Source organism: Thomasclavelia spiroformis DSM 1552 (genome assembly GCF_025149465.1).
Taxonomy (GTDB): Bacteria; Bacillota_I; Bacilli_A; order Erysipelotrichales; family Coprobacillaceae; genus Thomasclavelia; species Thomasclavelia spiroformis.
Genome location: NZ_CP102275.1, coordinates 2,355,689 through 2,382,019, shown reverse-complemented (window position 1 = coordinate 2,382,019; position 26,331 = coordinate 2,355,689). Strand labels below are relative to the sequence as shown.

Genomic DNA, 26,331 nt, shown 5'->3' with positions numbered 1-26,331 from the left:
TATGCTTAAAGTTAAAGTATATAACCAAGAAGGTGCTGAAGTAAAAGATTTAGAATTAAATGAAGCTGTATTTGGAATTGAACCAAACAAACAAGCATTATTTGATATGGTCTTATTACAAAGAGCATCATTAAGACAAGGTACACATAAAGTAAAAAACCGTACTGAAGTTAGTGGTGGTGGCAAAAAACCATGGCGTCAAAAAGGTACTGGTAGAGCTAGACAAGGATCAATCCGTGCACCACAATGGCGTGGAGGAGGAGTAGTATTTGGTCCAACACCTAGAAGTTATAAATTTAAATTAAATCGTAAAGTTAGAAGATTAGCTCTTAAATCAGCTTTATCTACTAAAATTATCGATAATGAATTCATGGCTTTAGAAGCTATTAAATTCGATGCTCCAAAAACAAAAGAAATGGTTAAAGTTTTAGCAAATTTAGACGCTCCAACAAAAACATTAATTGTTGTTGATGAAATTGATGAAAATGTGGCTAGAAGTGCTAACAACATTCCAGGAGTTAAATTATTAGATGCTAGACGTGTTAACGTTTATGATATTTTAAATAGCGATAAGTTAATTATGACTGAAGCTGCAATTAAGTCTGTTGAGGAGGTATTAGGATAATGGCACATATTACTGATGTATTAAAAAAACCTGTATTCACTGAAAAATCAATGACTCTTCAAGCAGAAGAAAATAAATATACATTTGATGTGGATGTTAATGCTAATAAAATTGAAATTAAACAAGCTGTTGAAGCAATGTTTGATGTAAAAGTTGAAAGCGTTAATGTTATGAACATTAAACCTAAAACTAAAAGAGTTGGTAGATACGAAGGTAAAACTAACCGTAGAAGAAAAGCTATTGTTAAATTAGCAGAAGGTAGTACAATCAATTATTTCGGTGAGGAATAATTAACAAAAATATTGGAAAATAATTCCAGATAATTAGGAGGAAACTAAAGATGGCAATTAAAACTTATAAGCCAGTGACAAACGGTCGTCGTAATATGACTTCATTAACTTATGAAGAAATTACAGCAACAAAACCTGAAAAATCTTTAGTTGCAAAAATAAATAAAAACGGTGGACGTAATAATCAAGGTGTTATTACAACACGTCATCACGGTGGAGGACATAAACGTAAATATCGTATTATTGATTTCAAACGTAATAAAGATGATATCATCGGAACTGTAGCAACTATCGAATATGATCCAAATAGATCTGCTAACATTGCATTAATTAATTATGCAGATGGTGAAAAAAGATATATTCTTGCTCCAAAAGGGTTAGAAGTAGGAAATAAAATTGTATCTGGTGAAAATGCAGATATTAAAGTAGGGAATGCTTTACCTATGGGAAATATGCCAGAAGGTACAGTAATTCATAATATTGAGATGCAACCTGGAAAAGGTGGACAAATCGCACGTTCTGCTGGTGTGTCTGCACAAATCTTAGGTAAAGAAGAAAAATATGTAATTGTAAGATTGGCATCTGGTGAAGTACGTAAGTTATTAGCTGTATGCAGAGCAACTGTTGGTGTGGTTGGAAATGAAGATCACGGATTAGTTAATTATGGTAAAGCTGGACGTATGAGATGGAAAGGTGTTAAACCAACTGTTCGTGGTTCTGTAATGAATCCTAACGATCACCCTCATGGTGGTGGTGAAGGTAGAACTTCAATTGGTCGTAAAGCACCAATGACACCTTGGGGTAAAAAAGCTATGGGTGTTAAAACTAGAAAAAATAAGAAAGCGTCTACTAAATTAATTGTACGTCGCAGAAATTCTAAATAATAAAAGGAGGAAGAAATAATGGCACGTAGTTTAAAAAAGGGACCATTTGTTGATGAACATTTAATGAAAAAAGTTGAAGCATTAAATACATCAGGAAAAAAAGAAGTAATTAAGACTTGGTCTAGACGTTCAACAATCTTCCCTCAATTTATTGAGCACACATTTGCAGTGTATAACGGAAGAGAACATATCCCAGTTTATGTGACTGAAGATATGGTCGGACATAAATTAGGAGAATTTGCTCCAACTAGAACTTATCATGGGCATTCAGCTGATGATAAAAAAGCTGGAAAATAAAGAGAGGAGAATTTAAAACATGGAAGCAAGAGCACAAGCTAAAATGATTCGTGTTTCACCTCAAAAAGCAAGATTAGTTGTTGATTTAGTGAGAGGTAAGAAAGTTAAAGAAGCACTTGGAATATTAGAATATGTAAATAAAAGTGCAACTCCTGCAATCATTAAAGTTGTAAAATCTGCTGCACAAAATGCTATTTATAACAGTGGTGCTGAAGCAGAAAAATTATATATTAAAGAAATCTATGTAGATGAAGGACCTACATTAAAGAGATTCGCTGCTAGAGCAAAAGGTAGTGGAACAAGAATTTTAAAAAGAACTAGCCACATTACTTGTGTGGTTGAAGAAAGATAGGAGGTCAGATTATGGGTCAAAAAGTAAGTCCAGTTGGATTACGAGTTGGTATTAACCGTAATTGGGATTCAAGATGGTATGCTAACGATCAGGATTTTGCAGGGTTATTACACGAAGATATTAAAATTCGTGAATACTTATTAAAAAAACTTAAAACTGCATCTGTTGCTCGTGTCGAAATAGAAAGATCAAAAAATCGCGTTACTATCTTTGTTCACACATCTAGACCAGGTGTTGTAATTGGTAAAGATGGTGAAGCTGTTGATGCATTAAGAAAAGAAGTTAGTAAAATGGTTAAAGATAAACAAGTGTTTATTAATATTGTTGAAATTAAAAATCCTGATGTTGTTGCACAATTAGTTGCAAATAACATCGCTGAACAATTAGAAAATCGTGCTTCTTTTAGAACAGTTCAAAAACGCGCTATTCAAAGAGCTATGAGAGCTGGAGCTAAAGGAATTAAAACAAGTGTTTCAGGACGTTTAGGTGGAGCTGATATGGCTCGTGCTGAAGGTTACTCTGAAGGGAATGTCCCTTTACATACTTTAAGAGCTGATATTGATTATGCTACTGCTGAAGCAGATACTACTTATGGTAAATTAGGAGTTAAAGTTTGGATTTGTAAGGGAGAAATCCTTCCTGAAAAGAAGAAAGGGGATAAATAATCATGTTGATGCCTAAAAGAACAAAATACAGAAGACCTCATCGTGTAAAATACGAAGGTAAAGCTAAAGGCGGAACTCAAGTATCGTTTGGGGAATTTGGATTACAAGCAACTGAAGGTGCTTGGATCACTTCTCGTCAAATTGAAGCTGCTCGTATCGCTATTAATCGTCGTATGAACCGTGGTGGTAAAGTATGGATTAGAATTTTCCCTCATTTAGCTAAAACTAAAAAACCATTAGAAGTACGTATGGGATCTGGGAAAGGTTCTCCAGAAGAATGGGTAGCAGTTGTTAAAACTGGTCGAGTTCTTTTTGAAGTAGCAGGTGTTGATGAAGAACTTGCTAGAGAAGCTCTTAGACTTGCATCTCATAAATTACCTATTAAATGTAAAATCATTGGAAAGGGTGAATAGTTGTGACAGTTCAAGAAATTAGAGAATTAGATAATGCTGCTTTACTTGCTAAAGTAGAAGAATACAAAAAAGAGCTATTTGGACTTCGTTTCCAACAAGCTACAGGAAGTTTAGAAAACACAGCACGTATCAGAACGGTTCGTAAATCTATCGCTAGAATTAAAACAATTATTAGAGAAAGAGAATTGAACCAATAGGAGGAGATCCAATGGAAAGAAACAATCGTAAAGTTTACACTGGAACAGTTGTATCTACTAAAATGGATAAGACTATTACAGTGCTAGTAGAAACACATGTAAAACATAAATTATATGGTAAGCGTATGAAATCTTCAACTAAGTTCCATGCTCATGATGAAGAAAATATCGCAAATGTTGGTGATACAGTAAAAATCATGTCAACAAGACCATTGTCTGCAACAAAACGTTTCAGATTAGTTGAAATTGTAAAAAAAGCAGAAACTGTTTAATATATATAAACTCTAAAAGGAGGTAACCAAAATGATCCAAAACGAAAGTAGACTTAAAGTCGCTGATAACACTGGAGCTAAAGAAGTTTTAGTAATCCGCAATTTGGGTGGATCTAATCGTAAATTTAGTAATATTGGTGATGTTGTTGTAGCAACAGTTAAACAAGCAGCTCCAGGTGGTTCTGTAAAAAAAGGTGAAGTAGTAAAAGCAGTTATCGTGAGAAGTAAATATGGTGTAGGTAGAGAAAATGGTTCTTATATCAAATTTGATGATAACGCTTGTGTAATTATAAAAGAAGACAAGTCTCCTAAAGGGACTCGTATCTTCGGACCAGTTGCAAGAGAGTTAAGAGATGCAGATTTCATGAAGATTGTATCATTAGCTCCAGAAGTATTATAGGAGGACTTAAACATGAAAATCCATGTAGGTGATACTGTAGTAGTTATCGCAGGTAAAGATAAAGGAAAACAAGGTGAAGTGTTACAAGTTCTTGCAAAACAAGACAAAGTAATAGTTGAGGGAGTTAATATGGCAACTAAGCATATTAAACCTTCACAAGCAGATCCTGAAGGAGGAATTGTAACAAGAGAAGCGCCTATTCATGTTTCTAATGTTGCATTCTATGATTCAAAATCTAAAGCTCCTGTTAAACTTGGATATAAATTTGTAGAAAAAGATGGTAAAAAAATCAAAGTTCGAGTTAACAGAAAAACTGGAGCAGAAGTTGATAAAAAGAAAAAGAAATAGGAGGATAAAGAATGAACCGTTTAATGGAACGTTATCAAAACGAAGTGGTTAAATCTTTAATGGAAAAATTCAATTATTCTTCAAAAATGCAAGCTCCTAAGATTGAAAAAATTGTTTTAAATATTGGTGTAGGTGATGCAGTGTCTAATTCTAAATTATTAGATGAAGCTGTAAATGAATTAACATTAATTAGTGGGCAAAAACCAGTTATCACTAGAGCTAAAAAATCAATCGCTGGATTCAAATTACGTGAAGGGGCTCCAATTGGATGTAAAGTAACTTTACGTGGTGAAAGAATGTATGAATTTTTAGATAAATTAGTTAATATCTCATTACCACGTGTAAGAGATTTTAGAGGTGTATCAAATAACTCATTTGATGGAAGAGGAAATTATACTTTAGGTATTAAAGAACAATTAATTTTCCCAGAAATCAATTTCGATAAAGTAAATAAATTAAGAGGAATGGATATTGTATTCGTAACTACTGCTAAAACTGATGAAGAAGGTCATGAGTTATTAGCACAATTAGGAATGCCATTCAAGAAATAAGGAGGACTCACGGAATATGGCAAAAACATCAATGAAGGTGAAACAACAACGTCCTCAAAAATACAAAGTGCGTGAATACACACGTTGTGAACGTTGTGGAAGACCACATTCAGTAATTAGAAAATTTAAACTTTGTAGAATTTGCTTCCGCGAATTAGCTTACAAAGGTGAAATTCCAGGTGTTAAAAAGGCAAGCTGGTAGTAATTTTATCCAGATGGAAGGAGGATTTAGCAAATGGTTATGACAGATCCAATTGCAGATATGTTAACAAGAATCCGTAATGCAAATAGACAACACCATGAAACAGTAATGGTGCCTGCATCAAAATTAAAAGTAGATATTGCTGAGATTTTGAAAAATGAAGGATTCATAAAAGGATATAAAGTTGAGGGCGAAGGTCCAATTAAAAACATTGTTATCACTCTAAAATATAGAGGAAATGAACGTGTAATTACAGATTTAAAAAGAATTTCTAAACCAGGATTACGTGTATATGCAAAAGTAAATGAAATCCCAAAAGTATTAAATGGATTAGGAATTGTAATTTTATCAACTTCTCAAGGATTAATGACTGATAAAGAAGCTCGTGCTAAACAAGTCGGTGGAGAAGTTCTAGCATATATTTGGTAATAAAAACAATAATTCAGGAGGTGCAAACTGATGTCACGTGTCGGTAATAAAATTATTAATGTACCTGAAGGAGTTACAGTAGACATCGCTGCTGATAATACAGTAACTGTTACAGGTCCAAAAGGGACTTTAGTAAGACAATTTTCACCGGTGATTACAATTAAACAAGAAGAAAATGTAATTACTGTTGCTAGAAGTACTGAACAAAAAACTCATAAACAATTACATGGTACAACAAGAGCATTACTTGCAAACATGATTGAAGGTGTACACGTTGGATTCAAGAAAGAATTAGAAATTGTTGGTATTGGATATCGTGGACAAATGAAAGGGAATACGTTAGTATTAAATATTGGATATTCTCATCCAGTTGAAATCGAAGGAGAAGAAGGAGTTACTATTGAAACTCCATCAAATACTAAAATTGTTGTTTCTGGAATCTCAAAAGAACGTGTTGGACAAGTTGCTGCTCAAATTAGAGAAGTAAGAAAACCTGAACCTTATAAAGGTAAAGGAATTAAATATGTTGATGAAAGAATCATCAGAAAAGAAGGAAAAACTGCTGGTAAGAAGTAGTTTTGAAAGGAGCAAAATAAGATGTCAAAATTACAATCTCGTAATGATGTTCGTTTAAAAAGACATGCTAGAGTTCGTGCTAAAATTAGTGGAACTCCTGAATGTCCAAGATTAAACGTGTTCCGTTCAAATGCTCATATTCATGCACAAGTCATAGATGATGTAAATGGCGTAACTTTAGCTAGTGCATCAAGTGTTAATATGAAATTAGAAAACGGTTCTAATATCGCAGCTGCAACTGCAGTAGGTAAAGCTGTTGCTGAAGCAGCACTTGCAAAAAATATTAAAAAAGTAGTATTTGATCGTGGTGGATATGTTTATCATGGTCGTGTAAAAGCCCTAGCTGAAGCTGCTAGAGAGGCTGGATTAGAATTCTAGAGGGAGGTCAATATGGAACAACGTAAACCAAGAAACAATGGACCAAGAAACAACGGACCTAAAAAAGGTCAAAGAAACAATGGAACTAGAAGAGAAGAAAAAGAATTTGAAGAACGTGTTGTTACTATTAACCGTGTAACTAAAGTAGTTAAAGGTGGACGTAAATTCCGTTTTGCTGCGTTAGTTGTAATCGGAGATAGAAAAGGTAGAGTTGGTTTTGGTACTGGTAAAGCAAATGAAGTACCTGATGCAATTAGAAAAGCTTCTGAAAATGCTAAAAGAAATATCATTAATGTTCCTTTAATTCATGGAACAATTCCTCATGATATAACTGGTATTTATGGATCAGGTAGAGTATTTATTAGACCTGCTTCTCAAGGTACTGGAATTATTGCTGGGGGACCAGTTCGTGCTGTTGTAGAATTAGCAGGATATACTGATATTTTATCTAAATCATTAGGTTCTAGAACACCAATTAATATGGTTAGAGCTACAATGGAAGGGTTAGCTTCATTAAAAACTGTAAACCAAGTTGCTGAATTAAGAGATAAAAAAGTTGAAGAAATTTTTGGATAGGAGGGCGTAAAGAATGGCAAAAACAGTTATGATTACGCTTGTTAAAAGTCCAATTGGTCGTTTACCAAAACAAAGGGCTACTCTTAAAGCGTTAGGTTTAACAAAATTAAATAAAACTGTAGAAAAAGAAAACAACGAATTTATTCAAGGTATGATTAAAGTTGTTGAACACCTAGTTAAAGTAGAAGAAAAATAGGGAGGTGTAACTGATGAAACTACACGAATTACAATACACTGAAGGTGCACGTAAAGCAAGAAAACGTGTTGGTAGAGGTACAAGTTCTGGTACTGGTAAAACTGCTGGTAGAGGTCAAAAAGGACAAGGTGCAAGATCTGGTGGTGGAAAGAAACCAGGATTTGAAGGTGGACAAACTCCATTATTTATGCGTTTACCAAAACGTGGATTTACAAACTTTAATAGAGTAGAATATGCAATTGTTAATTTAGAACAATTGAATTCATTTGAAGAAGGTACAGTGGTTTGTCCAAAGACATTAAAAGAAGCTGGAATTATTAAAAAAGAATTAAATGGTGTAAAAGTACTTGGTAATGGTAAATTAGAAAAAGCAATTACAGTTAAAGCACATAAATTTTCTAAATCGGCTGTTGCCTCAATTGAAGCTGCTGGTGGAAAAACTGAGGTGATTTAAGATGTTTACGTTTTTGAAAAATGTTTTCAAAAAGGGTGAACTTCGCCAAAAAGTAATTTTTACGCTAGGAATATTATTTGTATACCGTTTAGGTGCTGCAATTACTATTCCTAGTGTCAACACTGGTGCATTGAGCGCTAGTGATGCAACTAATGGAATTTTTGGGATTATGAATTTAATTGGTGGGGGAACTTTAGAAAGATTTTCTTTGTTCTCTCTTGGGGTATCACCTTATATCACTTCTTCGATTATTATTGAACTTTTATCTATGGATGTAATTCCTGTTTTGAGTCAATGGCGTAAAGAAGGAAATACAGGGAAAAAGAAAAAAGATCGTGTTACGCGATATGTAACTTTATTTTTAGCAGCATTACAAGGTGGCGTATTAACATACGCTTTTGATACTGGATATAATATTTTATCTGAACCAAGTATTTGGACATATATCTATGTTGTCATTATTATGATAGCCGGAAGTATGTTAGCTGTATGGTTAGGGGATCAAATAACAAATAAAGGTATAGGTAATGGAGTTTCATTATTAATCTTTACAGGTATTGTATCTAACTTACCTACAAGTTTTATTACAACATTTAATAATTTAGTTGATACTAGTGGTAAAGCTATTGATATGTGGTTAGGAATTGGTTGGTATGCATTATTTGTGATTGTATATCTATCAATTGTAATTTTCGTTGTATTTAATGAAGGTGCAGTAAGAAAGATACCAATAATTTATGCAACAAGTTCTAATACAACAATGAGAACAAAGGATCAAACACATATGCCTATTAAAATTAATAGTTCAGGTGTTATTCCTGTAATTTTTGCTTCTTCTGTATTAGCAGCACCTAGAACAATTGTTAGCTTTATGGAAACTAGTGATGTTACAAATTGGATTAATACAATTTTCAATTATCAAGAACCAGTGGGATTTGTATTATACATTTTAATGATTATTGGATTTACATTTTTCTATTCAAATTTACAAATTGATGCAGAAAAAATTAGTGATGATTTAAAGAAAAATGGTGGTTCTATACCAGGTGTTAGAACTGGTGAAGATACAAAAGCATATATTAAAAAAGTTTTAAATAGAATCACAGTTGTTGGTTCATTATCATTATGTATTATTGCAGCTATTCCAATTATTACACCTATTATCTGGTCACAAACTGCTAATGCATCATTATCACTTGGTGGTACCGGATTAATTATCGTAACAGGAGTAGCGTTAGAAACAGTAAGACAAATTAAAACACATATAACTAGAAAAGAATATCACGGTTATATTAGAAGATAGTATAAGAAAGAGGGCGCGTATACATGAATATTATCCTAATGGGTCCACCTGGAGCTGGTAAAGGTACTCAAGCTGCAAATTTAGTCAAAGAGTATGGACTTACTCATATTTCTACAGGTGATATTTTTAGAAAAGCACTTAAAGAACAAACAAAATATGGTGTTATTGCAAAATATTTTATGCAATTTGGACACCTTGTTCCTGATGATTATACTATTCAAATGGTAAGAGAGTACTTACAAGAAAATGAATTTCCAAATGGATTTGTTCTTGATGGGTTCCCTCGTACAATAATTCAAGCCAGAGAACTAGAAAGTATTGCAAAAGAATTTAAATTTAATATTGATGCAGTTATTAATCTAGATATCGAACTTGATCGTTTAGTTCCAAGACTTTCTGGCAGAAGAACTTGTAAAGAATGTGGAGCAAGCTTCCACATTGAATATAATCCACCAAAAGTTGAAGGAGTTTGTGATGCTTGTGGTGGTGAGTTGTATCAAAGACCTGATGAAAGTGAAGAAGCTGTAAAGGTTAGACTTGATACTTATGAAAAACAAACTAGACCATTAATTGATTATTATACAATGAAAGGTCAAATCACTAATATTAATGGTGATCAATCTATGGAAGACGTCTTTAAGGATATCAAAGCTAGCCTGGGGGTTAAATAATGATTGTTACTAAAGATCATAGAGAAATTGAATTGATGGCTGAAGCAGGAAGAATTGTTGCATTAGTACATGAAAAACTTAAAGAAGTTATTGTACCTGGAATCACAACTAAGCAAATAGATGAAATTTGTGAAAAAGTGATTCGTGACAATAATGCAACTCCTTCATTCCTTCATTTATATGGATTTCCAAATAGTGTTTGTACTTCGGTAAATGAAGTAGTTGTCCATGGAATACCGAGTAATCAAGTTTTAAAAGAAGGAGATATTATTTCAGTAGATGTAGGAGCTTGCTACAAAGGATATCATGGCGATAGCGCATGGACTTATGCAGTTGGAAAAATAAGTGATAAAGCAAAACATCTAATGGAAGTATGTGAAGGTTCTCTATATGCTGGATTAAAACAGGTAAAACCTGGAAATCGTTTATCAGATATTTCTCATGCAATATATGTTTATCTTGAAGAACATGGATGCACTACTCCTCTAGATTATACTGGACATGGAATTGGTAGTGAAGTTCATGAAGATCCACCTGTTCCAAATTATGGAAAGGCAGGACGTGGCCCACGATTAAAAGCAGGGATGACACTTGCAATTGAGCCAATGGCTCATTTAGGTGGATGTGAAACAGAAGTGTTACAAGATAATTGGACTGTTGTAACAAAAGACCGTTCTTTAGCGGCACATTATGAACATACAATCGTTATTACTGATAATGGGTATGAAATTTTGACAAAACTTTAATAAAAGGGAGTTGAGATCTATGGCAAAGAAAGATGACGTTCTTGAAGTAGAAGCAACGGTACTTGAAACATTACCAAATGCAATGTTTAAAGTAGCGTTAGAAAATGGAGTAGAAATCCTTGCTCACGTTTCTGGTAAAATCCGTATGCATTACATTCGCATTTTACCGGGGGACAGGGTTACGGTAGAAATTTCTCCATATGATTTAACACGTGGGCGAATTACATTTAGACATAAATAAAACTTAAATCTTCCAGGAGGAGGTAGACAAGATGAAAGTAAGACCATCTGTAAAACCAATCTGTGATAAATGCAGAGTAATCAAAAGAAAAGGGCGCGTAATGGTTATTTGCGAAAACCCTAAACACAAACAAAGACAAGGTTAATTAGTAGTTAATTAGGAGGAAATAAAATGGCTCGTATTGCTGGAGTTGATATCCCACGTGATAAACGTGTGGTTATCTCATTAACTTATATCTATGGTATTGGTAAACCAACAGCACAAGAAATTTTAGCTAAAGTTGGTATAAATGAAAATACTAGAGTTAAAGATTTAACTGAAGATGAAATTGGTAAAATTAGAAAAGAAGTAGAATCAATTAAAGTTGAAGGTGATCTTCGTCGTGAAGTAGCATTAAATATTAAACGTTTAATGGAAATCGGAAGTTATAGAGGAATTCGTCACCGTAAAGGCCTTCCTGTACGTGGTCAAAAAACTAAAACAAATGCTCGTACTCGTAAAGGAAAAGCAAAGCCAATAGCAGGAAAGAAAAAATAGGATAGGAGGTTGAACTAGAAATGGCAAAAGTAAAACAAGTACGCGGAAAAAAACGTGTAAAGAAAAATATTGCAAAAGGTGTAGCACATGTTCATTCAACTTTCAATAATACTATTGTAACTATTACTGATGAACATGGTAATGTATTAACATGGTCAAGTGCAGGAGCATTAGGATTCAAAGGTTCTAGAAAATCTACTCCATTTGCAGCTCAAATGGCTTCTGAAGCAGCTGCAAAAGCATCTATGGATCATGGAGTAAAATCTGTAGAAGTATGTGTAAAAGGTCCTGGGCCAGGACGTGAAGCAGCAGTGAGAGCTTTACAAGCTGCTGGATTAGAAGTAACTTCAATTAACGATGTTACACCAATTCCACATAATGGATGTCGTCCACCAAAACGTCCTCGTGGATAATTATTGTATGATCAAAAAAATAATAATTCCTAGTGAGGAGGGAAAAAATGCAAAAGTTTGAAAAGGCAAATTTTAATATAGCTAATTATGATGAAACAGATAATTATGGTAAATTTGTTATTGAGCCTCTAGAAAGAGGTTTTGGAACAACATTAGGGAATTCACTTCGTCGAGTTCTTTTATCTTCTTTACCTGGATCTGCTGTTTATGCAATTAAAGTTCAAGGAGCAATTCATGAATTTTCTGCAGTTGATGGTGTTGTCGAAGATGTTACATCAATTATCTTAAATCTTAAAAAGTTAGTTTTTGATGTAGATAGTGATGAATCGGCAACAATGATTATTGATGTTGAGGGACCTGCTACTGTAACAGGTGCTGATATTCAATGCCCTTCTGAAGTAACAATGATCTCAAATGATTTAGTAATAGCTCATGTTGCTCAAGGTGCTCACTTATACATGGAATTATATGCAAAAAAAGATCGCGGATATATAAGCGCTGATCAAAATAAGAAAGATATTAATACAATTGGTATTATTCCAACGGATTCAATTTTTTCACCAGTTGAACGTGTATCTTATGCTGTTGAACCAACAAGAGTTGGTGAAAGTGCAAAATACGATCAACTAACATTAGAAATAGAAACTAATGGTGCATTAAAACCTTATGAAGCTATTTCACTAGCTGCTAAGATTTTGGTGGAACATTTAAATATGTTTGTAGAGTTAACAGATATGGCAGTCAATATGGAGGTTATGTCTGAAGCTCAAAATGATACAAGTAATAAAGTATTAGATATGACAATTGAAGAATTAGATCTATCTGTACGTTCATACAATTGTTTAAAAAGAGCAGGTATTCAAACTGTTCAAGATCTTGCCGCTAAGTCTGAAGATGATATGATCAAAGTAAGAAATTTAGGTAAGAAATCATTAAAAGAAGTAAAAGAAAAATTAGTCGAATTAGGGTTAGGGTTTAAACCTATTGATTAATTCGCAAATACGAAGGAAGGAGCACTAATCTCATGGCTAAAAATAGAAAATTAGGACGTACTTCTGACATTAGAAAATCAATGTTACGTTCTCTAGCAACAGAAGTAATTATGTATGGTAAATTAGAAACAACAGAAACTAGAGCTAAAGAAGTTCGTTCTGTTGTTGAAGAATTAATTACTTTAGGTAAACGTGGCGACTTACATGCAAGACGTCAAGCTGCTGCTGTATTACATAATGTAATTGATGAATCAACAGGAAAAACTGCTGTACAAAAATTATTTGATGATGTAGCACCTAAATATAAAGATGTAAAAGGAGGATACACACGTATCTTAAAAACTTACAATCGTAAAGGTGACAATGCCCCAATGGCAATCATAACATTAATTTAATAACTTAAAGACCCTAGGGTCTTTTTCTTTTACTTGACTAAAATATTCATTGAATATAGAATTATAAAAAACAGGATAGGTGGTGAAGAGATGAAAAAGATCATTGAGATAAAAAATTTATCATTTGAATATAGAGAGGGTATAAGAACGATAAATAATATAAGTTTTGATATATTTGAAGGGGAATATGTTGCTATATTGGGTCATAACGGTAGTGGTAAAAGTACAATAGCAAAACTAATTATTGGATTATTGGAAAAATTAAAAGGAACAATTATTGTTAATGGAGTTGAATTAACTTTAGAAAACTTATATAAAGTTCGCGATAATATTGGAATTGTATTTCAAAACCCTGATAATCAATTTATAGGAGCCACTGTTCGAGACGATATAGCGTTTGGTTTAGAAAATAATTGTGTTCCGCAAAATCAAATGGACGAAATAATAAATAATTATGCCAGTAAAGTTGATATGCAAGATTTCTTAGATCATGAGCCAATAAAATTATCTGGAGGTCAAAAACAACGTGTTGCGATTGCTGGTATATTAGCAATGAATCCTAAAATAATTATTTTAGACGAAGCAACAAGTATGTTAGATCCTATAGGAAAGCGTGAGATAAATAATTTAGTAAGAAAATTAAATAAAGAAAAAACAATGACCATTATATCAATTACTCATGATATTGAAGAAGCTAAAAATGCAGATCGTATTATTGTTATGAATAACGGTAAAGTTATGGCAATTGGAAAACCTCAAGAAATATTAAGTGATGAAAAAATTTTGATCAAATATGAGTTAGATATTCCTTTTGCTTTAAAGGTAGCAAATAGTTTAAGAAAGTTAAATATTGAAACTAGTAGAACTTTAGATATGGAGGAATTAGTAAAAGAGTTATGTCAATTACATTCAAAGAAGTAGAGCATATATATAGTGAAAGTACACCATTTGCTTATCATGCTTTAAAAGGGGTAAATTTAGATATTAAAAACGGTAGCTTTACAGCAGTTATAGGACAAACTGGAAGTGGCAAAAGTACATTGATCCAACATATTAATGCACTACTTCTTCCAAGCAGTGGAAATATTGAAATTGATGATTATGTAATTACATCAGCAAATAAGCCTAGTGGACTTAAAATGTTAAGAAAAAAAGCGGGGTTAGTTTTTCAATTTCCTGAATATCAATTATTTGAAGAAACGATTGAAAAAGATATTATTTTTGGACCAATAAATTTTGGAATTAGCGAGGATGAAGCCAAGCAAATTTCAAAAAAAGTCATAAACATTGTAGGTTTAGATGAAACATATTTAGACAAATCACCATTTGATTTATCAGGTGGGCAAAAACGAAGAGTTGCAATTGCAGGAATTTTAGCAATGGATCCGGATATTTTAATTCTTGATGAGCCAACTGCAGGATTAGATCCACAGGGGGCGAATGAAATGATGAATTTGTTTAAGAAAATAAATAAATCTGGTAAAACAATTATTCTTGTAACTCATGATATGAATCATGTTTTGCAATATTGTGATGAAGTTGTTGTTATGAATCACGGAAAAGTAGAAAGACATGATTCTGTTGCAAATATCTTTAAAGATAGTGAGTATTTAAATGAATTAGGAATTGATTTACCAATTATTACAGATTTTATTTTAAAACTAAATAAAGGCGGTTTTAATATTAATTCATCAATTAAAGATATTGATGAACTTATAAATGTCATTGGAGGTGAGTTAAATGGATAATATTACATTTGGTAAATATATACCAATTAACTCAACAATACATCAATTAGACCCAAGATTAAAAATATTAGCATTATTAATATTTTTAATTGCAATATTTTTTGATGCAGGATCAATAGGCTATGCCATTATGGCTATATTTACAATAGGCACAACAATTATTTCAAATATTAACTTAAAGCACATATTAAAAGCAGTTAAACCTATGTTATTTATGATGTTATTTTTAATGATATTTAATATTTTCTTAATTAAAACAGGGGAACTGTTAGTTAGTCTTGGTTTTATAAAAATATATTCTGATGCATTATTACAATCAGCATATATTTTTATTAGATTAGTTTTAATTATTACTATGACTACAATTTTAACTTCTTCAACAAAGCCATTGGATCTTACACTTGCAATTGAAGCTCTCTTGAATCCATTAAAAAAAATTGGGTTTCCATCTCATGAACTTGCAATGATGATTTCGATTGCATTAAGATTTATTCCTGATTTATTAGATGAGGCTAAAAGAATAATGAAGGCACAAGCAAGTAGAGGTGTAGATTTTAGCGAGGGGAAATTAACGGATAAAATAAAAGCTATTATTTCACTGATTATACCATTGTTTATATCAGCATTTCAGCGTGCAGAAGATTTAGCAAATGCAATGGAAAGTCGTAACTATAACCCAGAAGCTAAAAGAACACGTTATAAAACATTAAAATGGAGGAGAACTGACACTTTAGCATTCATCATTACAGCTATAGTATCAGGATGTGTTATAACACTTAGTTTTATATTGTAATGGTTAGAGTAAAATGTATAGTTAGTTACGACGGTAGTAAATTTTATGGTTTTCAAATTCAAAATAAATTAAGAACTGTTCAGGGAGAAATTCAAAAAGCATTAAAAAAGATTTGTGAAGAAGAAGTAACAATTCATGCTTCAGGAAGAACTGATGCCAAAGTACATGGAAATAAACAAGTTTTTCATTTTGATACATTAAGACAGATGCCTGAAAAACAATGGAAAAGAGCAATAAATCATTTTTTACCAAATGATATATATATATTGGATTCGTTATTTGTAAGCGAGGATTTTCATAGTAGATATAGTGCAACAAAAAAAGAGTATCGTTATTTATTAAGTACAAAAGAGTATAGTCCTTTTGAAACAAATTATATATATCAATATGGTAGACCCTTAGATTTAGAATTGATGAAAGATGCTGCAAATATTTTTATAGGAGAGCATGACTTTGCATCTTTTTGTAGTTATGATCAATATGGTAATACAATTAGAGAATTATATAAAATACTAATCGAAGATAACAATGGAATTATAACATTTACCATAGTTGGAAACGGTTTTAGACGTTATATGGTAAGGCATATTGTCGGTGGTTTGATACAAGTCGGTGCTAAAAGAATAACAAAAAAAAGATTACAAGAATTTTTAGATAGTAAAGGTAAAGAAAAATGCTTATTTAAAGCAAAACCACAAGGATTATATTTATATGAGGTATTTTATGATTAGAATTTTTAAATACAAAAAATTTAATTATAATAAATGAAAAGGCATATTATCTAAAAATAATGTATATAATTTAATTATAACTCTCAATTAGTAACAAAAAACTAATATATAAAGTTGATATTTTTATTAGTTTTAATATTTTATTATAAGTGGTAAAATATTCCTATAAGGGGGGTGAAAATATGATGCATGTCTGTATTCACAAATATTTAGAAGAACATAAAAGTAATTATCAGGGAAAATATAGATGTCATAGTTGTGTTCAAACAAAACAATATGAACATAAATTTCATTACTATATTAGAGATATTCAATTTAGAGAGATTAATGTATTTTTAACATTAGATTATTCTGGTTCAGAAATAAAAAGTGTGTTTTCAGTGGATCTTCATGAACAGGAAGAAGAATATATTACTAAAGATGCTTTAAAACAAATATTATATATTAATGAATATCATACGATTTTAAAATGTGATGATTTCCAAGAATATATTGATAGTAAAAACACAGAAATAATGTTAGAACCTTTAGATTATCGAAATATCCTTGATTATTTAGAATATCATAGAGGTATTAATCAAGAAACAATAGATGAATTTTATGAAATATTTATGCCATATTTAGAAAAGCTAATGAAAATGAAAAATTATAGAAAATTTATTGATTCAGTTAATTTATTACTTGATAAAATTTTATATGAATATGAATGGGATGGAACGACGGCAAAATATTTAGATACTCAATATCAATTTCATTTATATTATTTTAGAAGAATTATTAGGATGGTTTTTGAAAAACTTGATGTTTTTTATGATCAAGTTAAAGAATATTTATTGGAAGCAATTTGGAAGTTATGTACATCTCAAAGATTTGCTTTTGCAATCATGACTGATTTTGGAAATTTAGTATTATCTCATTATAGAGTAACTAAGGCAATTTTTAAATATGTAGATAATTATCTTAAAGATAATAATAAAGATAAAAATATTGTAGTTGCATATTTAAAAGCTATTTTTGAAAGTGATCATGAAGCATTTAAAGAAGCATCAATGGATGTAATAAGATTTGTCATGAATGATATGTTAACATTTGCAAATCATGATTTACAATTAGCAATCGGTAATTCAATAGTAAGAAGCGAAGGATATGATTTATTAATTAATTTATTTTCGAAAGACTATAATACATTTGTTTTTGTTTGTTTTCCAATTTCAACATTTCCTAAAGAATATCATGAAAAAATACGAGAAGAATTGGAAAAAGCCATTAGATTTTATGCAGGTAGAATGGAGCATGATGAATATCGCTTAAGCTCATTTGAGCAAGTAAGCAATATAAATAGATTATTAATGGAAAATTATAAGGAGTATGGAAAAAATGAATAATAAAGGAAAAAAAGTAGTTACTTCTTTAGCAGTTTTAGCGGGATTAGCATCAGGAGCAGGAGCTTTAAATATGTTTGTTAATCGAACTGTTAAATCAATAATATATCGTCATCATAAAGATGATGATAAACCAAGTATTTTAGAAACAAAATATAGAAGTAAAAGTATATATATAAAGAATAAACAAGATATTCGATTAAGAGGAATTTTAGTTGAAGAAACAAGTGCTACAAAAACTTTAATAATTTTACATCCTTTTGCATTAGAAGCGAAAGATATGTCTTTATATGTTCCTTTTTTTAAAGAACGTTATCCTTCATGGAATATATTGCTAATAGACGCTTGTGCACATGGGCAAAGTGACGGTTATATACGGGGGTTAGGTATAAAAGATGTAAATGATTTGGTTTGTTGGAATGAATATCTATTAAAAGAATATGGTAAAGATCATCAAATTATTTTATATGGAAAAGAAGCAGGAGCAAATACAATATTAAAAGCAGCTAGTAAACATTTATTAAAAAATGTAAAAGCAATCATTAGTGATGGAGCATATACTAGTGTATATGATATATTAGCTTATCGAATTGTTAAAGATTATAAAGTAATAAAATTTCCAACTATCCAAATGATTCGACATAAAATTAAACAGGAAATAAAGATTAATATCAAAGAATCATACCCTTTAATGTTAAAACATAATGACATACCAACGTTATTCATTCATATGAAAAATGATGACTTTGTACCATTAGATATGGTATATCCTTTGTATAATGCTAATCGTGGAAACAAAGAACTATTTGTTCTAAAAGATGAACGCTATTTATACGAATTAAAAGAAACGGATGATTTTAAAAATACATTAAAAAATTTTATTTTTGAATATGTAAATGATTAAGTAACAAAATAATATTGTATGGAGGTGAGGTTTTGAACATTAAAAGAAATACTGAGGTAGATATTTTATATAATTTATTAACATATATAAATGCATCATACAGTCAAGGTATATATTATACAATATGTTATCAAGTATTAAATAATATTGAAAAAATACCAAATATAAGCATTAATGAACTAGCTGATTTATGTTATACATCACCAGCAACAATATCTCGTTTTTGTAAAGCCTTAAAATGTGATAATTTTGCGGAATTTAAAAAAGAAGTAGAATCAGGTTTAAGACAAGCAAATCACGAAATAAAATTAAGTTCACAAGATTTAGGTAAAATCCATAACGAACCTTCAAAATGTGTAGATATGGTATATGACTTATCTATTAATTCATTAAAAGAAAGTAAAAAATATGTCAATATTCACGAAATAGATCACTTGTGTGATATTATATATAATGCAAAAAAATTACATTTTTTTGGATTTCAATTCAATAAAATATTAGCTTCCGATATTCAATTTAAATTGGTGAAGTTAGGAAAGTTTTCGTATGCATTTGCTGATCGTGGAGATGATAGTCAAAGAATTGAGTTATTAGATAAAAATAGTGTTGCAATTGTATTATCTGTGCGAGCGCGAATGATGCCAGTAGGGGAATTAGTTAAATCAATTAAAAATAGAGGTGCCCAAGTAATTTTAATAACGATGAATGAGCAAAGTGAAGTAATTAAATTAGCTGATCGAACATTTCTTGTTCATGGACAAGAAAGTAATTTTACGGAATCATCTTTATCTGGAACAACAACAATGAAAACATATTTTGATTTATTATATGTTCGTTATGGAATTTTATATCCAAGAAGATAGGGGGATAATAATGTATAGTTTTACAAATGATTATAGTGAAGGAGCACATTATAGAATAATAGAGGCATTGTCAAAAATAAACAATGAACAAAATACTGGATATGGATTAGATCAATATTGTTATGAAACAACAAATATTTTAAAAAAGCAAATGGAAAATGATAATGTTGATATACATTATCTTGTAGGAGGAACACAAACTAATGCAACATTTATTGCTTCAGCATTAAAACCATATCAAGCTGTAATTGCTGTAGATAGTGGACATATAAATGTTCATGAAACAGGAGCAATTGAAGCTACAGGACATAAAGTGCTTACTAAAGTACATAAAGATGGAAAATTAACTACAGAAATAATAAAAAAAATAATTGAAGAACACCAAGATGAACATATGGTACAACCTAAGATGGTATACATTTCACAGACTACAGAATATGGAACTGTATATACACTAAATGAATTAAAAGAAATTTATTATTTCTGTAAAAAAAATCAGTTATATTTATATGTTGATGGAGCTAGACTTGGAAGTGCATTAGCAATAAAAGGAACACCTACATTAAAAGATTTATCTAATTATAGTGATGCTTTTTATATAGGTGGAACTAAAATGGGGGCATTATTTGGAGAATGTTTAGTAATTGTAAACGATGACTTAAAAAATGATTTTAGATATAATATTAAACAAAGAGGCGCTATGCTAGCAAAAGGCTGGTTATTAGGGGCACAATTCAAAGAATTATTTAGTAATAATCTTTATTTAGAAATTGGGATTCATGAAAATAAAATGGCTGATATTTTAAGAGAAGGACTTAAAGATTATGATATGTATGTTGAATCTCCAAGCAATCAAGTATTTCCGATTTTACCAAAAGATTTAATAACAAAATTACAACGTAATTACTCTTTTAATGTAATGAATAAAATTGATGAAAATCATTACTGTATACGTTTAGTCACATCATGGGCTACCCAAAAAAAAGATGTTGACAATTTTATAAAAACTGTCAAACAATATACAAAAGATTATAACTTGTAATCAATAATGATAAGTAATATAATGAATGTAGGACTATTTCCTATAATAAAAAGATTGGAGAAATTAAGATGAATAAAACTGAATTAGTAGAAGCAATTGCTTCAAACACAAATATGACAAAAACAGATGTAGATAAAGTTATCACTTCATTTATTGAAGTAGTAACAGATGCATTAGTAAAAGGTGAAAAAGTATCATTAAAAGGATTTGGAAATTTTGAAATTAGAGAAAGAGGAGAAAGAACAGGGCGTAATCCTAGAACTGGAGAAACAATGACTATCTCAGCAAGTAAAGCTCCAGCATTTAAAGCTAGTAGTGCTTTAAAAAATGCGGTAAATAAATAAAAAAATGGTCATTGACCATTTTTTGTTTCTAAAAATTTAACTTCAATAGTGTAATTTTCATTAATATTAGGAATAGCATTTAAATATTTTTTTATTGCATCTTGAGTTTTAGTAGCCGCTTCACTTAATAAACCATTTTCAATTGCTTCTTCAGCCACCATTTCTTTTTGCTTTTTAGCAAAAGTAGCATAATCATTTATCGAGATAGGATTAAAAACATTTTTAGATTCATCATAGACTTCAATACTATTTTCATCAATTTCATTACTTAATATTTCAATTTCAGGAATTGAGACAATGATTTTGTTTGAATTAATAGCTATTTCGATTTCATCCATTTTAATACCAGCTTTCAATTTACCATCATAAGTAATTAAAAAGCTCTTTTCAGTAAGTGGAATATCCCAACCATTAAACTTAAGATTGTCGGAAAATTCACCAACTTTAGTATAATTATATGACATAGTAGCAAGTTCTTCAATTTCTTGCAATTGTTGAGTTAAACTGGTTGAAGTAATTTCTGGATTACTATTTCTTTTAGCATATCTTGTACCAGCAAAAAAGATTAATATCGTAATCAATAGGATTAATATAATTCCTCCTATTGCTTTTTTTGTTTTACCGAGAGTATCAAGTAGTTTCATATCTATCACCTGAGAACATTATAACATAATTCGACAATATGTTAATAAAATAAAAAAGCCAAAAGGCTTTTTTATTTAACAATAGTTCCGTATACTTCTCTACCACACCCAGCAGCATTAGATTCATCTGTATCAATATGCATTGCAGTAGCATAATTTTCACTTACACGACAAACAACATCACCAAAGATTAATGAACGATTATCAGTATCAATTTTAACACTAACAATTTCTTTATCAACAACACCGAATTCTTTAGCATCAGCAGGTGTCATATGAATATGTCTTTTTGCAGCAATTACACCACAAGAAAGTTCTACTTCTCCTGCAGGACCTACTAATTTACATCCTTCAGTTCCTTCAATATCACCTGATTCTCTAATACTAGCTTTAAGTCCTAATGAACGAGCATCAGTTAAAGACAACTCAACTTGAGTAGCTTTACGAACGGGTCCCAAAACAGACATTTTTTGTTCTCCTTTAGTACCAACAACTGTAACTTTTTCTTCACATGCAAATTGCCCTGGTTGAGATAAGTTTTTTTTGTTTGTTAATTGATATCCTTCTCCAAATAATGTTTCTAAATCTTCTTTTGATAAGTGAATATGTCTTGCTGAGGTTTCAACGATAAATTTTTTATCCATAATATTCTCCTTTTTTCTATATATATATTACTCCTTTTAACATTATTTTCAAGAAAATTAAAAAAAAAATAAAAAAAAGCTATATAATGTCAAAAAAGAAATAATTTATCATATTAAAGAAAATTAAATATACACTAAATGATTTTTATTTTGAATATGATAATGTTATAATAAATCGTGAAAGTGGGTGGTATGATAATGACAACAATTACATTTAGTTTAAGTTCGATACTTAATGTCCTTAGGACAGTTATTGACTTAATATTAGTATGGTATGTAATCTATGTGTTAATTTCAATGATGAAGCAAAATATGCGAACTATGCAATTGTTTAAAGGGGTTCTATTAATACTGATTTTAAAAATGTTTACTAGTCTATTAGGATTAAGTGTAATGGATTATCTAGTAGATATTGTATTAACATGGGGCGTAGTTGCTATTATTGTTGTATTCCAGCCTGAAATTAGAGGGTTATTAGAAAAAATGGGACGAACTAAATTAGAGCCTAATCATGAAAATTTATCGGATGATGAAAAGGAAAGATTAATGGATGAATTAGTTAGCGCAATAACTAAATTATCTGAAGACCAAACAGGTGCATTAATTACATTTGAATGTGGACAATCTTTGATTGATTATATAAATACTGGAACTAGAATAAATGCTGATATAAAATCAGAGCTCTTTACAACAATATTTTGGGAAGGAACACCGTTACATGATGGCGCAACAATTATCAAAGATGATCGTGTAGTCTGTGCTGCAGCTTTTTATCCACCTACTAATCAAGAGCTTAGTCCATTATATGGAGCAAGGCATCGTGCAGCCCTTGGAATAAGTGAGATAACTGATTCTTTAACTGTTGTAGTATCAGAAGAAACGGGAACTATATCATTTGCTAAAGATGGTAAATTACGTAAAATACCCCGAAAAGAATTACGTGCATCTTTAGTTAATGAATTAAATTGGTTTAAAACAAAAGAAAAAGGTGGTGAAAATGATGTCAAAAAAAGATAATCAAAAACCATCAATAAAAAAAGATACGACTACAGATTTCTTTTTAAATTTTATAAATCGTCAAAAATCTGAAAATAAAAAATCTGAAAAACAGTCATCAATAAAACCTAATGAAGAATTATTAAATGTAAAAAATAAGTCATTTGAATTTATATATAAAGCAGTAAATTCTTTAAATCTTTTTTTAGATCGTATGTTACAATCCAATCTTTCAATGAAGATATTATCTTTTATAATAGCAATAGTACTATTATTCACTATTAATGGAAATATTAATAATATCTTCTCTACACCTAATGGGGGAGATTATATATATGATGTAAAAATTAGTGTAAGAGGATTACAAGATGATTATGATGTAGTAGGATTACCGGAAACAGTAAATGTGGCATTAGTTGGACCATCATTAGATATTTATACAGCAAAGATATCAAAGAATTATAAAATAATTGCTGATTTTTCAAGCCTTGGTGAGGGTGATCATACAATTGAATTAAAGAGTGAAGGATTTCCTACTAATTTACAAGTAATGATTGTGCCACAAACCGTAAATGTTAAAATTACACAGAAATATACTGAAACATTTGAATTAGGATATGATTTTATTAATGAAGATAAAATAGATAGTAAATATTCAGTATCAGTAGAATCAATGGAACATCAGCAAGTAGAAATCCGCGGGTCACAGGATATAATAGGAAAAATAAACACAGTTAAAGCTAATATTGATTTAAGTGGTATCAATAAATCATTTGAACAAGATGCTAAAATATATGCATATGATCGAAGTGGTAAAAAATTAGATGTAGAAATTATTCCTGATTCCGTGCACGTTCAATGTGATGTTTCTTCATACAGTAAAGAAGTTTCCATTGTACCTGAATATGTGGGACGGTTTGAAAATGGGTATGGTTTAAAAGAAATCACGTTGTCTAAAGATAAAGTTCGAATATATGGTAAAGAAGAATTACTTAATAGTATAAATAGCGTATATGTTATGATTGATATATCGGGATTAAGTGGTGATAAAACTTATGAAAAATTACCAATTGCAGGAATAGAAAAAATTAATAAGTTATCTTTTGATACAGTTGATGCTTCATTAAAAGTTTCACCTGCAATTAAAAAAACAATTACTGATATACCTATAAATGTGATTAATAACAATCATGATTATCAAGTTGTTTTTGCAAATGAATCTGATAAAGTTTCTATTGAAGTTGAGGGAGTAGAAGAATTATTGAATAATGTCTTGGCTAATGATTTTAATGCAACTATTGACGTAGAAAACTTGAAAAGTGGAATTAATACTGTTAAAGTAGATTTAAGTACAAGTAAAAGTTACTTAAACTATAGATTACTTTCACCAGAAAAAATAAGAATAACTTTAAAAAAATAGGAGGATAAAATAGTGGGTAAGTATTTTGGAACAGATGGATTTAGAGGAGAAGCAAATGTAGATTTGACAGTTGAACACGCATATAAGGTTGGAAGATATCTTGGATGGTATTATTCTCAAAATGGAAAAGCAAAAGTGGTAATTGGAAAAGATACACGTAGAAGTTCTTATATGTTTGAATATGCATTAGTATCAGGACTTACAGCAAGTGGCGCAGATGTTTATTTATTACATGTAACTACTACTCCTTCAGTATCATATGTAGTTACTAGTGAAGAGTTTGATTGTGGTATCATGATATCAGCTTCACATAATCCATATTATGATAATGGAATAAAAATTCTAGATGGTAATGGTCATAAGTTAGATGCTAGTATTGAAAATTTAATTGAACAATATATTGATGGTTTAATTGATGAATTGCCATATGCAACAAAAGATGAAATAGGATGTGTATTAGATTATTCAATTGGACGTAATCGTTATATTGGTTATTTAATGTCAATTCCAACAAGAGCATTTAGAAATTATCGAGTAGGGCTTGATTGTGCAAACGGAGCAAGTAGCGCTATTGCAAAAAGTGTTTTTGACGCATTAGGTGCTAAAACATTTGTAATTAATAGTGATCCTAATGGATTAAACATCAATACTAATTGTGGTTCTACACATATTGAAGTTTTACAACAATATGTTAAAGAAAATGCATTAGATATTGGTTTTGCTTATGATGGTGATGCTGATCGTTGTATTTGTGTCGATGAATTTGGTCGTGTAATTGATGGTGATTTAATTTTATATGTTTGTGGTAAATATTTAAAAGATCATGGTGAATTAGCAAATGATACTGTTGTTACCACAGTTATGTCAAATTTAGGATTATATAAAGCATTTGATAAAGAAGGTATAAAATATGAAAAAACTGCTGTTGGCGATAAATATGTAAATGAAAATATGGTAAAAAATGGTCATGTACTTGGTGGTGAACAATCTGGTCATATTATCTTTTCAAAACATGCAACAACTGGAGATGGAATTTTAACTTCATTAAAAGTTATGGAAGCTGTAATTGAGAGCAAAAAAACAATTGCACAATTAATTGAACCAGTTACAATTTATCCACAGTTAATGAAAAATGTTCCAGTAAGAGATAAAAAAGAAGCACAACAAGATGCAGACGTAAAAGCGGTAATTGCTGAAGTAGAAGCATCTTTAGGAGATAATGGTCGTGTGTTAGTGCGTGAAAGTGGAACAGAACCAGTAGTCAGAGTTATGGTTGAAGCAGATACAGATGAAAAATGTCTGAAATATGTTAATAAAATTGTCGATAAGATGATTGAAAAAGGATTTGTTATAAAAAGATAAAATAACATAATATCACACAATATTGCCATGTAATATGGCAATATTTTATATATAT

42 protein-coding genes are annotated in these 26,331 nt (G+C 30.5%); 40 read left to right on the top strand and 2 right to left on the bottom strand.

All coding sequences use genetic code 11. The annotated features are described in order from the left end of the window. Position 1 precedes the first annotated feature (1 nt). The 37 genes from rplD (at position 2) to NQ543_RS11265 (ending at position 21,210) form a co-directional block, all read left to right on the top strand. Positions 2–625 (top strand): 50S ribosomal protein L4, encoded by a 624-nt coding sequence (gene rplD / locus NQ543_RS11445; RefSeq protein WP_004610073.1) that lies wholly within the window; start codon positions 2–4, stop codon positions 623–625. Next, the gene (gene rplW / locus NQ543_RS11440) at positions 625–915 is read left to right on the top strand and encodes a 50S ribosomal protein L23 (protein ID WP_004610074.1); all 291 of its coding nucleotides are present in this window, start codon (positions 625–627) and stop codon (positions 913–915) included. The genes rplD and rplW overlap by 1 nt, the downstream gene beginning before the upstream one ends. Positions 916–965: 50 nt before the next feature. Further along, on the top strand, positions 966–1,799 hold the full coding sequence (gene rplB, locus NQ543_RS11435) for a 50S ribosomal protein L2 (protein WP_004610075.1): 834 nt from the start codon (positions 966–968) through the stop codon (positions 1,797–1,799). A gap of 18 nt (positions 1,800–1,817) precedes the next feature. Next, positions 1,818–2,096: a 30S ribosomal protein S19 gene (rpsS, locus tag NQ543_RS11430; protein WP_004610076.1), complete on the top strand. Its 279-nt coding sequence runs from the start codon at positions 1,818–1,820 to the stop codon at positions 2,094–2,096. Positions 2,097–2,115: 19 nt separating this feature from the next. Next, positions 2,116–2,448 (top strand): 50S ribosomal protein L22, encoded by a 333-nt coding sequence (rplV, locus tag NQ543_RS11425; RefSeq protein ID WP_004610077.1) that lies wholly within the window; start codon positions 2,116–2,118, stop codon positions 2,446–2,448. A gap of 11 nt (positions 2,449–2,459) precedes the next feature. After that, positions 2,460–3,113: a 30S ribosomal protein S3 gene (gene rpsC / locus NQ543_RS11420; protein WP_004610078.1), complete on the top strand. Its 654-nt coding sequence runs from the start codon at positions 2,460–2,462 to the stop codon at positions 3,111–3,113. A gap of 2 nt (positions 3,114–3,115) precedes the next feature. Then, complete coding sequence (gene rplP / locus NQ543_RS11415) at positions 3,116–3,526, top strand: 50S ribosomal protein L16 (RefSeq protein WP_039904374.1); 411 nt, start codon at positions 3,116–3,118, stop codon at positions 3,524–3,526. A gap of 2 nt (positions 3,527–3,528) precedes the next feature. Next, positions 3,529–3,723, top strand: coding sequence for a 50S ribosomal protein L29 (gene rpmC, locus NQ543_RS11410; RefSeq protein WP_004610080.1), 195 nt, complete (start codon positions 3,529–3,531; stop codon positions 3,721–3,723). Between the two features lie 11 nt (positions 3,724–3,734). After that, on the top strand, positions 3,735–3,995 hold the full coding sequence (gene rpsQ / locus NQ543_RS11405) for a 30S ribosomal protein S17 (protein ID WP_004610081.1): 261 nt from the start codon (positions 3,735–3,737) through the stop codon (positions 3,993–3,995). A 31-nt stretch (positions 3,996–4,026) separates the two neighbouring features. Then, on the top strand, positions 4,027–4,395 hold the full coding sequence (gene rplN, locus NQ543_RS11400) for a 50S ribosomal protein L14 (RefSeq protein WP_004610082.1): 369 nt from the start codon (positions 4,027–4,029) through the stop codon (positions 4,393–4,395). 12 nt (positions 4,396–4,407) lie between these two features. After that, a complete protein-coding gene (rplX, locus tag NQ543_RS11395; RefSeq protein ID WP_004610083.1) occupies positions 4,408–4,743 on the top strand; it encodes a 50S ribosomal protein L24 in 336 nt (111 codons plus the stop codon). An 11-nt stretch (positions 4,744–4,754) separates the two neighbouring features. Further along, on the top strand, positions 4,755–5,294 hold the full coding sequence (rplE, locus tag NQ543_RS11390) for a 50S ribosomal protein L5 (RefSeq protein WP_039904377.1): 540 nt from the start codon (positions 4,755–4,757) through the stop codon (positions 5,292–5,294). Between the two features lie 16 nt (positions 5,295–5,310). After that, entirely contained in the window at positions 5,311–5,496 is a 186-nt protein-coding gene (locus NQ543_RS11385; RefSeq protein ID WP_003536834.1) for a type Z 30S ribosomal protein S14, read from the top strand. 33 nt (positions 5,497–5,529) lie between these two features. Beyond that, complete coding sequence (rpsH, locus tag NQ543_RS11380; protein ID WP_004610085.1) at positions 5,530–5,925, top strand: 30S ribosomal protein S8; 396 nt, start codon at positions 5,530–5,532, stop codon at positions 5,923–5,925. 30 nt (positions 5,926–5,955) lie between these two features. Continuing rightward, a complete protein-coding gene (gene rplF / locus NQ543_RS11375; RefSeq protein ID WP_004610086.1) occupies positions 5,956–6,501 on the top strand; it encodes a 50S ribosomal protein L6 in 546 nt (181 codons plus the stop codon). A gap of 21 nt (positions 6,502–6,522) precedes the next feature. Beyond that, positions 6,523–6,879 carry a 50S ribosomal protein L18 gene (gene rplR, locus NQ543_RS11370; RefSeq protein WP_004610087.1) on the top strand — a complete coding sequence of 119 codons (357 nt, stop codon included), beginning with the start codon at positions 6,523–6,525 and terminating at the stop codon, positions 6,877–6,879. Positions 6,880–6,891: 12 nt separating this feature from the next. Next, positions 6,892–7,455 (top strand): 30S ribosomal protein S5, encoded by a 564-nt coding sequence (gene rpsE / locus NQ543_RS11365; protein WP_004610088.1) that lies wholly within the window; start codon positions 6,892–6,894, stop codon positions 7,453–7,455. 13 nt (positions 7,456–7,468) lie between these two features. Next, on the top strand, positions 7,469–7,651 hold the full coding sequence (rpmD, locus tag NQ543_RS11360; RefSeq protein ID WP_004610089.1) for a 50S ribosomal protein L30: 183 nt from the start codon (positions 7,469–7,471) through the stop codon (positions 7,649–7,651). A 13-nt stretch (positions 7,652–7,664) separates the two neighbouring features. Continuing rightward, positions 7,665–8,105, top strand: coding sequence for a 50S ribosomal protein L15 (gene rplO / locus NQ543_RS11355; RefSeq protein WP_004610090.1), 441 nt, complete (start codon positions 7,665–7,667; stop codon positions 8,103–8,105). A 1-nt stretch (position 8,106) separates the two neighbouring features. After that, positions 8,107–9,408 carry a preprotein translocase subunit SecY gene (gene secY / locus NQ543_RS11350; protein ID WP_004610091.1) on the top strand — a complete coding sequence of 434 codons (1,302 nt, stop codon included), beginning with the start codon at positions 8,107–8,109 and terminating at the stop codon, positions 9,406–9,408. A 23-nt stretch (positions 9,409–9,431) separates the two neighbouring features. Then, positions 9,432–10,079 (top strand): adenylate kinase, encoded by a 648-nt coding sequence (locus tag NQ543_RS11345; protein ID WP_004610092.1) that lies wholly within the window; start codon positions 9,432–9,434, stop codon positions 10,077–10,079. Continuing rightward, positions 10,079–10,825, top strand: coding sequence for a type I methionyl aminopeptidase (gene map, locus NQ543_RS11340; RefSeq protein ID WP_004610093.1), 747 nt, complete (start codon positions 10,079–10,081; stop codon positions 10,823–10,825). The genes NQ543_RS11345 and map overlap by 1 nt, the downstream gene beginning before the upstream one ends. A gap of 19 nt (positions 10,826–10,844) precedes the next feature. Further along, complete coding sequence (gene infA, locus NQ543_RS11335; protein ID WP_003536851.1) at positions 10,845–11,066, top strand: translation initiation factor IF-1; 222 nt, start codon at positions 10,845–10,847, stop codon at positions 11,064–11,066. Between the two features lie 31 nt (positions 11,067–11,097). Then, complete coding sequence (gene rpmJ, locus NQ543_RS11330) at positions 11,098–11,211, top strand: 50S ribosomal protein L36 (RefSeq protein WP_006505646.1); 114 nt, start codon at positions 11,098–11,100, stop codon at positions 11,209–11,211. A 26-nt stretch (positions 11,212–11,237) separates the two neighbouring features. Beyond that, entirely contained in the window at positions 11,238–11,603 is a 366-nt protein-coding gene (gene rpsM, locus NQ543_RS11325) for a 30S ribosomal protein S13 (RefSeq protein ID WP_004610094.1), read from the top strand. Positions 11,604–11,623: 20 nt separating this feature from the next. Next, positions 11,624–12,016 carry a 30S ribosomal protein S11 gene (rpsK, locus tag NQ543_RS11320; protein WP_004610095.1) on the top strand — a complete coding sequence of 131 codons (393 nt, stop codon included), beginning with the start codon at positions 11,624–11,626 and terminating at the stop codon, positions 12,014–12,016. A 47-nt stretch (positions 12,017–12,063) separates the two neighbouring features. After that, positions 12,064–13,008, top strand: coding sequence for a DNA-directed RNA polymerase subunit alpha (locus tag NQ543_RS11315; RefSeq protein WP_004610096.1), 945 nt, complete (start codon positions 12,064–12,066; stop codon positions 13,006–13,008). 32 nt (positions 13,009–13,040) lie between these two features. Continuing rightward, on the top strand, positions 13,041–13,403 hold the full coding sequence (gene rplQ, locus NQ543_RS11310; RefSeq protein WP_004610097.1) for a 50S ribosomal protein L17: 363 nt from the start codon (positions 13,041–13,043) through the stop codon (positions 13,401–13,403). A gap of 90 nt (positions 13,404–13,493) precedes the next feature. Then, positions 13,494–14,324 (top strand): energy-coupling factor transporter ATPase, encoded by an 831-nt coding sequence (locus NQ543_RS11305; RefSeq protein ID WP_039904386.1) that lies wholly within the window; start codon positions 13,494–13,496, stop codon positions 14,322–14,324. Next, on the top strand, positions 14,300–15,151 hold the full coding sequence (locus tag NQ543_RS11300) for an energy-coupling factor transporter ATPase (RefSeq protein ID WP_004610099.1): 852 nt from the start codon (positions 14,300–14,302) through the stop codon (positions 15,149–15,151). Before NQ543_RS11305 ends, NQ543_RS11300 begins: the two co-directional genes overlap by 25 nt. After that, positions 15,144–15,944, top strand: coding sequence for an energy-coupling factor transporter transmembrane component T family protein (locus tag NQ543_RS11295; RefSeq protein WP_004610100.1), 801 nt, complete (start codon positions 15,144–15,146; stop codon positions 15,942–15,944). Before NQ543_RS11300 ends, NQ543_RS11295 begins: the two co-directional genes overlap by 8 nt. Beyond that, positions 15,944–16,675 carry a tRNA pseudouridine(38-40) synthase TruA gene (gene truA / locus NQ543_RS11290; protein ID WP_004610101.1) on the top strand — a complete coding sequence of 244 codons (732 nt, stop codon included), beginning with the start codon at positions 15,944–15,946 and terminating at the stop codon, positions 16,673–16,675. The genes NQ543_RS11295 and truA overlap by 1 nt, the downstream gene beginning before the upstream one ends. A 182-nt stretch (positions 16,676–16,857) precedes the next feature. Next, positions 16,858–18,060, top strand: a complete 1,203-nt coding sequence (locus NQ543_RS11285; RefSeq protein ID WP_039904389.1) for a hypothetical protein — start codon at positions 16,858–16,860, stop codon at positions 18,058–18,060. After that, positions 18,053–18,961 (top strand): alpha/beta hydrolase, encoded by a 909-nt coding sequence (locus NQ543_RS11280; RefSeq protein WP_039904391.1) that lies wholly within the window; start codon positions 18,053–18,055, stop codon positions 18,959–18,961. The genes NQ543_RS11285 and NQ543_RS11280 overlap by 8 nt, the downstream gene beginning before the upstream one ends. A 32-nt stretch (positions 18,962–18,993) precedes the next feature. Continuing rightward, a complete protein-coding gene (locus tag NQ543_RS11275) occupies positions 18,994–19,824 on the top strand; it encodes a MurR/RpiR family transcriptional regulator (RefSeq protein ID WP_039904393.1) in 831 nt (276 codons plus the stop codon). Positions 19,825–19,834: 10 nt separating this feature from the next. After that, positions 19,835–20,866, top strand: coding sequence for a threonine aldolase family protein (locus NQ543_RS11270; RefSeq protein WP_039904394.1), 1,032 nt, complete (start codon positions 19,835–19,837; stop codon positions 20,864–20,866). A 68-nt stretch (positions 20,867–20,934) separates the two neighbouring features. Further along, positions 20,935–21,210: an HU family DNA-binding protein gene (locus NQ543_RS11265; RefSeq protein ID WP_004610106.1), complete on the top strand. Its 276-nt coding sequence runs from the start codon at positions 20,935–20,937 to the stop codon at positions 21,208–21,210. 8 nt (positions 21,211–21,218) lie between these two features. Here NQ543_RS11265 and NQ543_RS11260 read toward each other — a convergent pair whose 3' ends face one another. Together NQ543_RS11260 and pduL are read right to left on the bottom strand one after the other, a co-directional pair. Next, entirely contained in the window at positions 21,219–21,854 is a 636-nt protein-coding gene (locus NQ543_RS11260; protein ID WP_004610107.1) for a DUF4230 domain-containing protein, read from the bottom strand. 71 nt (positions 21,855–21,925) lie between these two features. Next, entirely contained in the window at positions 21,926–22,498 is a 573-nt protein-coding gene (gene pduL, locus NQ543_RS11255) for a phosphate propanoyltransferase (protein ID WP_004610108.1), read from the bottom strand. 198 nt (positions 22,499–22,696) lie between these two features. Between pduL and cdaA the strand changes: the two genes are divergently transcribed. The 3 genes from cdaA to glmM are packed head-to-tail and all read left to right on the top strand — an operon-like array spanning position 22,697 to position 26,276. Beyond that, the gene (gene cdaA, locus NQ543_RS11250; RefSeq protein WP_230197304.1) at positions 22,697–23,515 is read left to right on the top strand and encodes a diadenylate cyclase CdaA; all 819 of its coding nucleotides are present in this window, start codon (positions 22,697–22,699) and stop codon (positions 23,513–23,515) included. Then, positions 23,499–24,914, top strand: coding sequence for a CdaR family protein (locus NQ543_RS11245; RefSeq protein WP_039904397.1), 1,416 nt, complete (start codon positions 23,499–23,501; stop codon positions 24,912–24,914). The genes cdaA and NQ543_RS11245 overlap by 17 nt, the downstream gene beginning before the upstream one ends. Positions 24,915–24,926: 12 nt before the next feature. Continuing rightward, the gene (gene glmM, locus NQ543_RS11240; RefSeq protein WP_004610111.1) at positions 24,927–26,276 is read left to right on the top strand and encodes a phosphoglucosamine mutase; all 1,350 of its coding nucleotides are present in this window, start codon (positions 24,927–24,929) and stop codon (positions 26,274–26,276) included. The last annotated feature ends 55 nt before the right edge of the window (positions 26,277–26,331 follow it).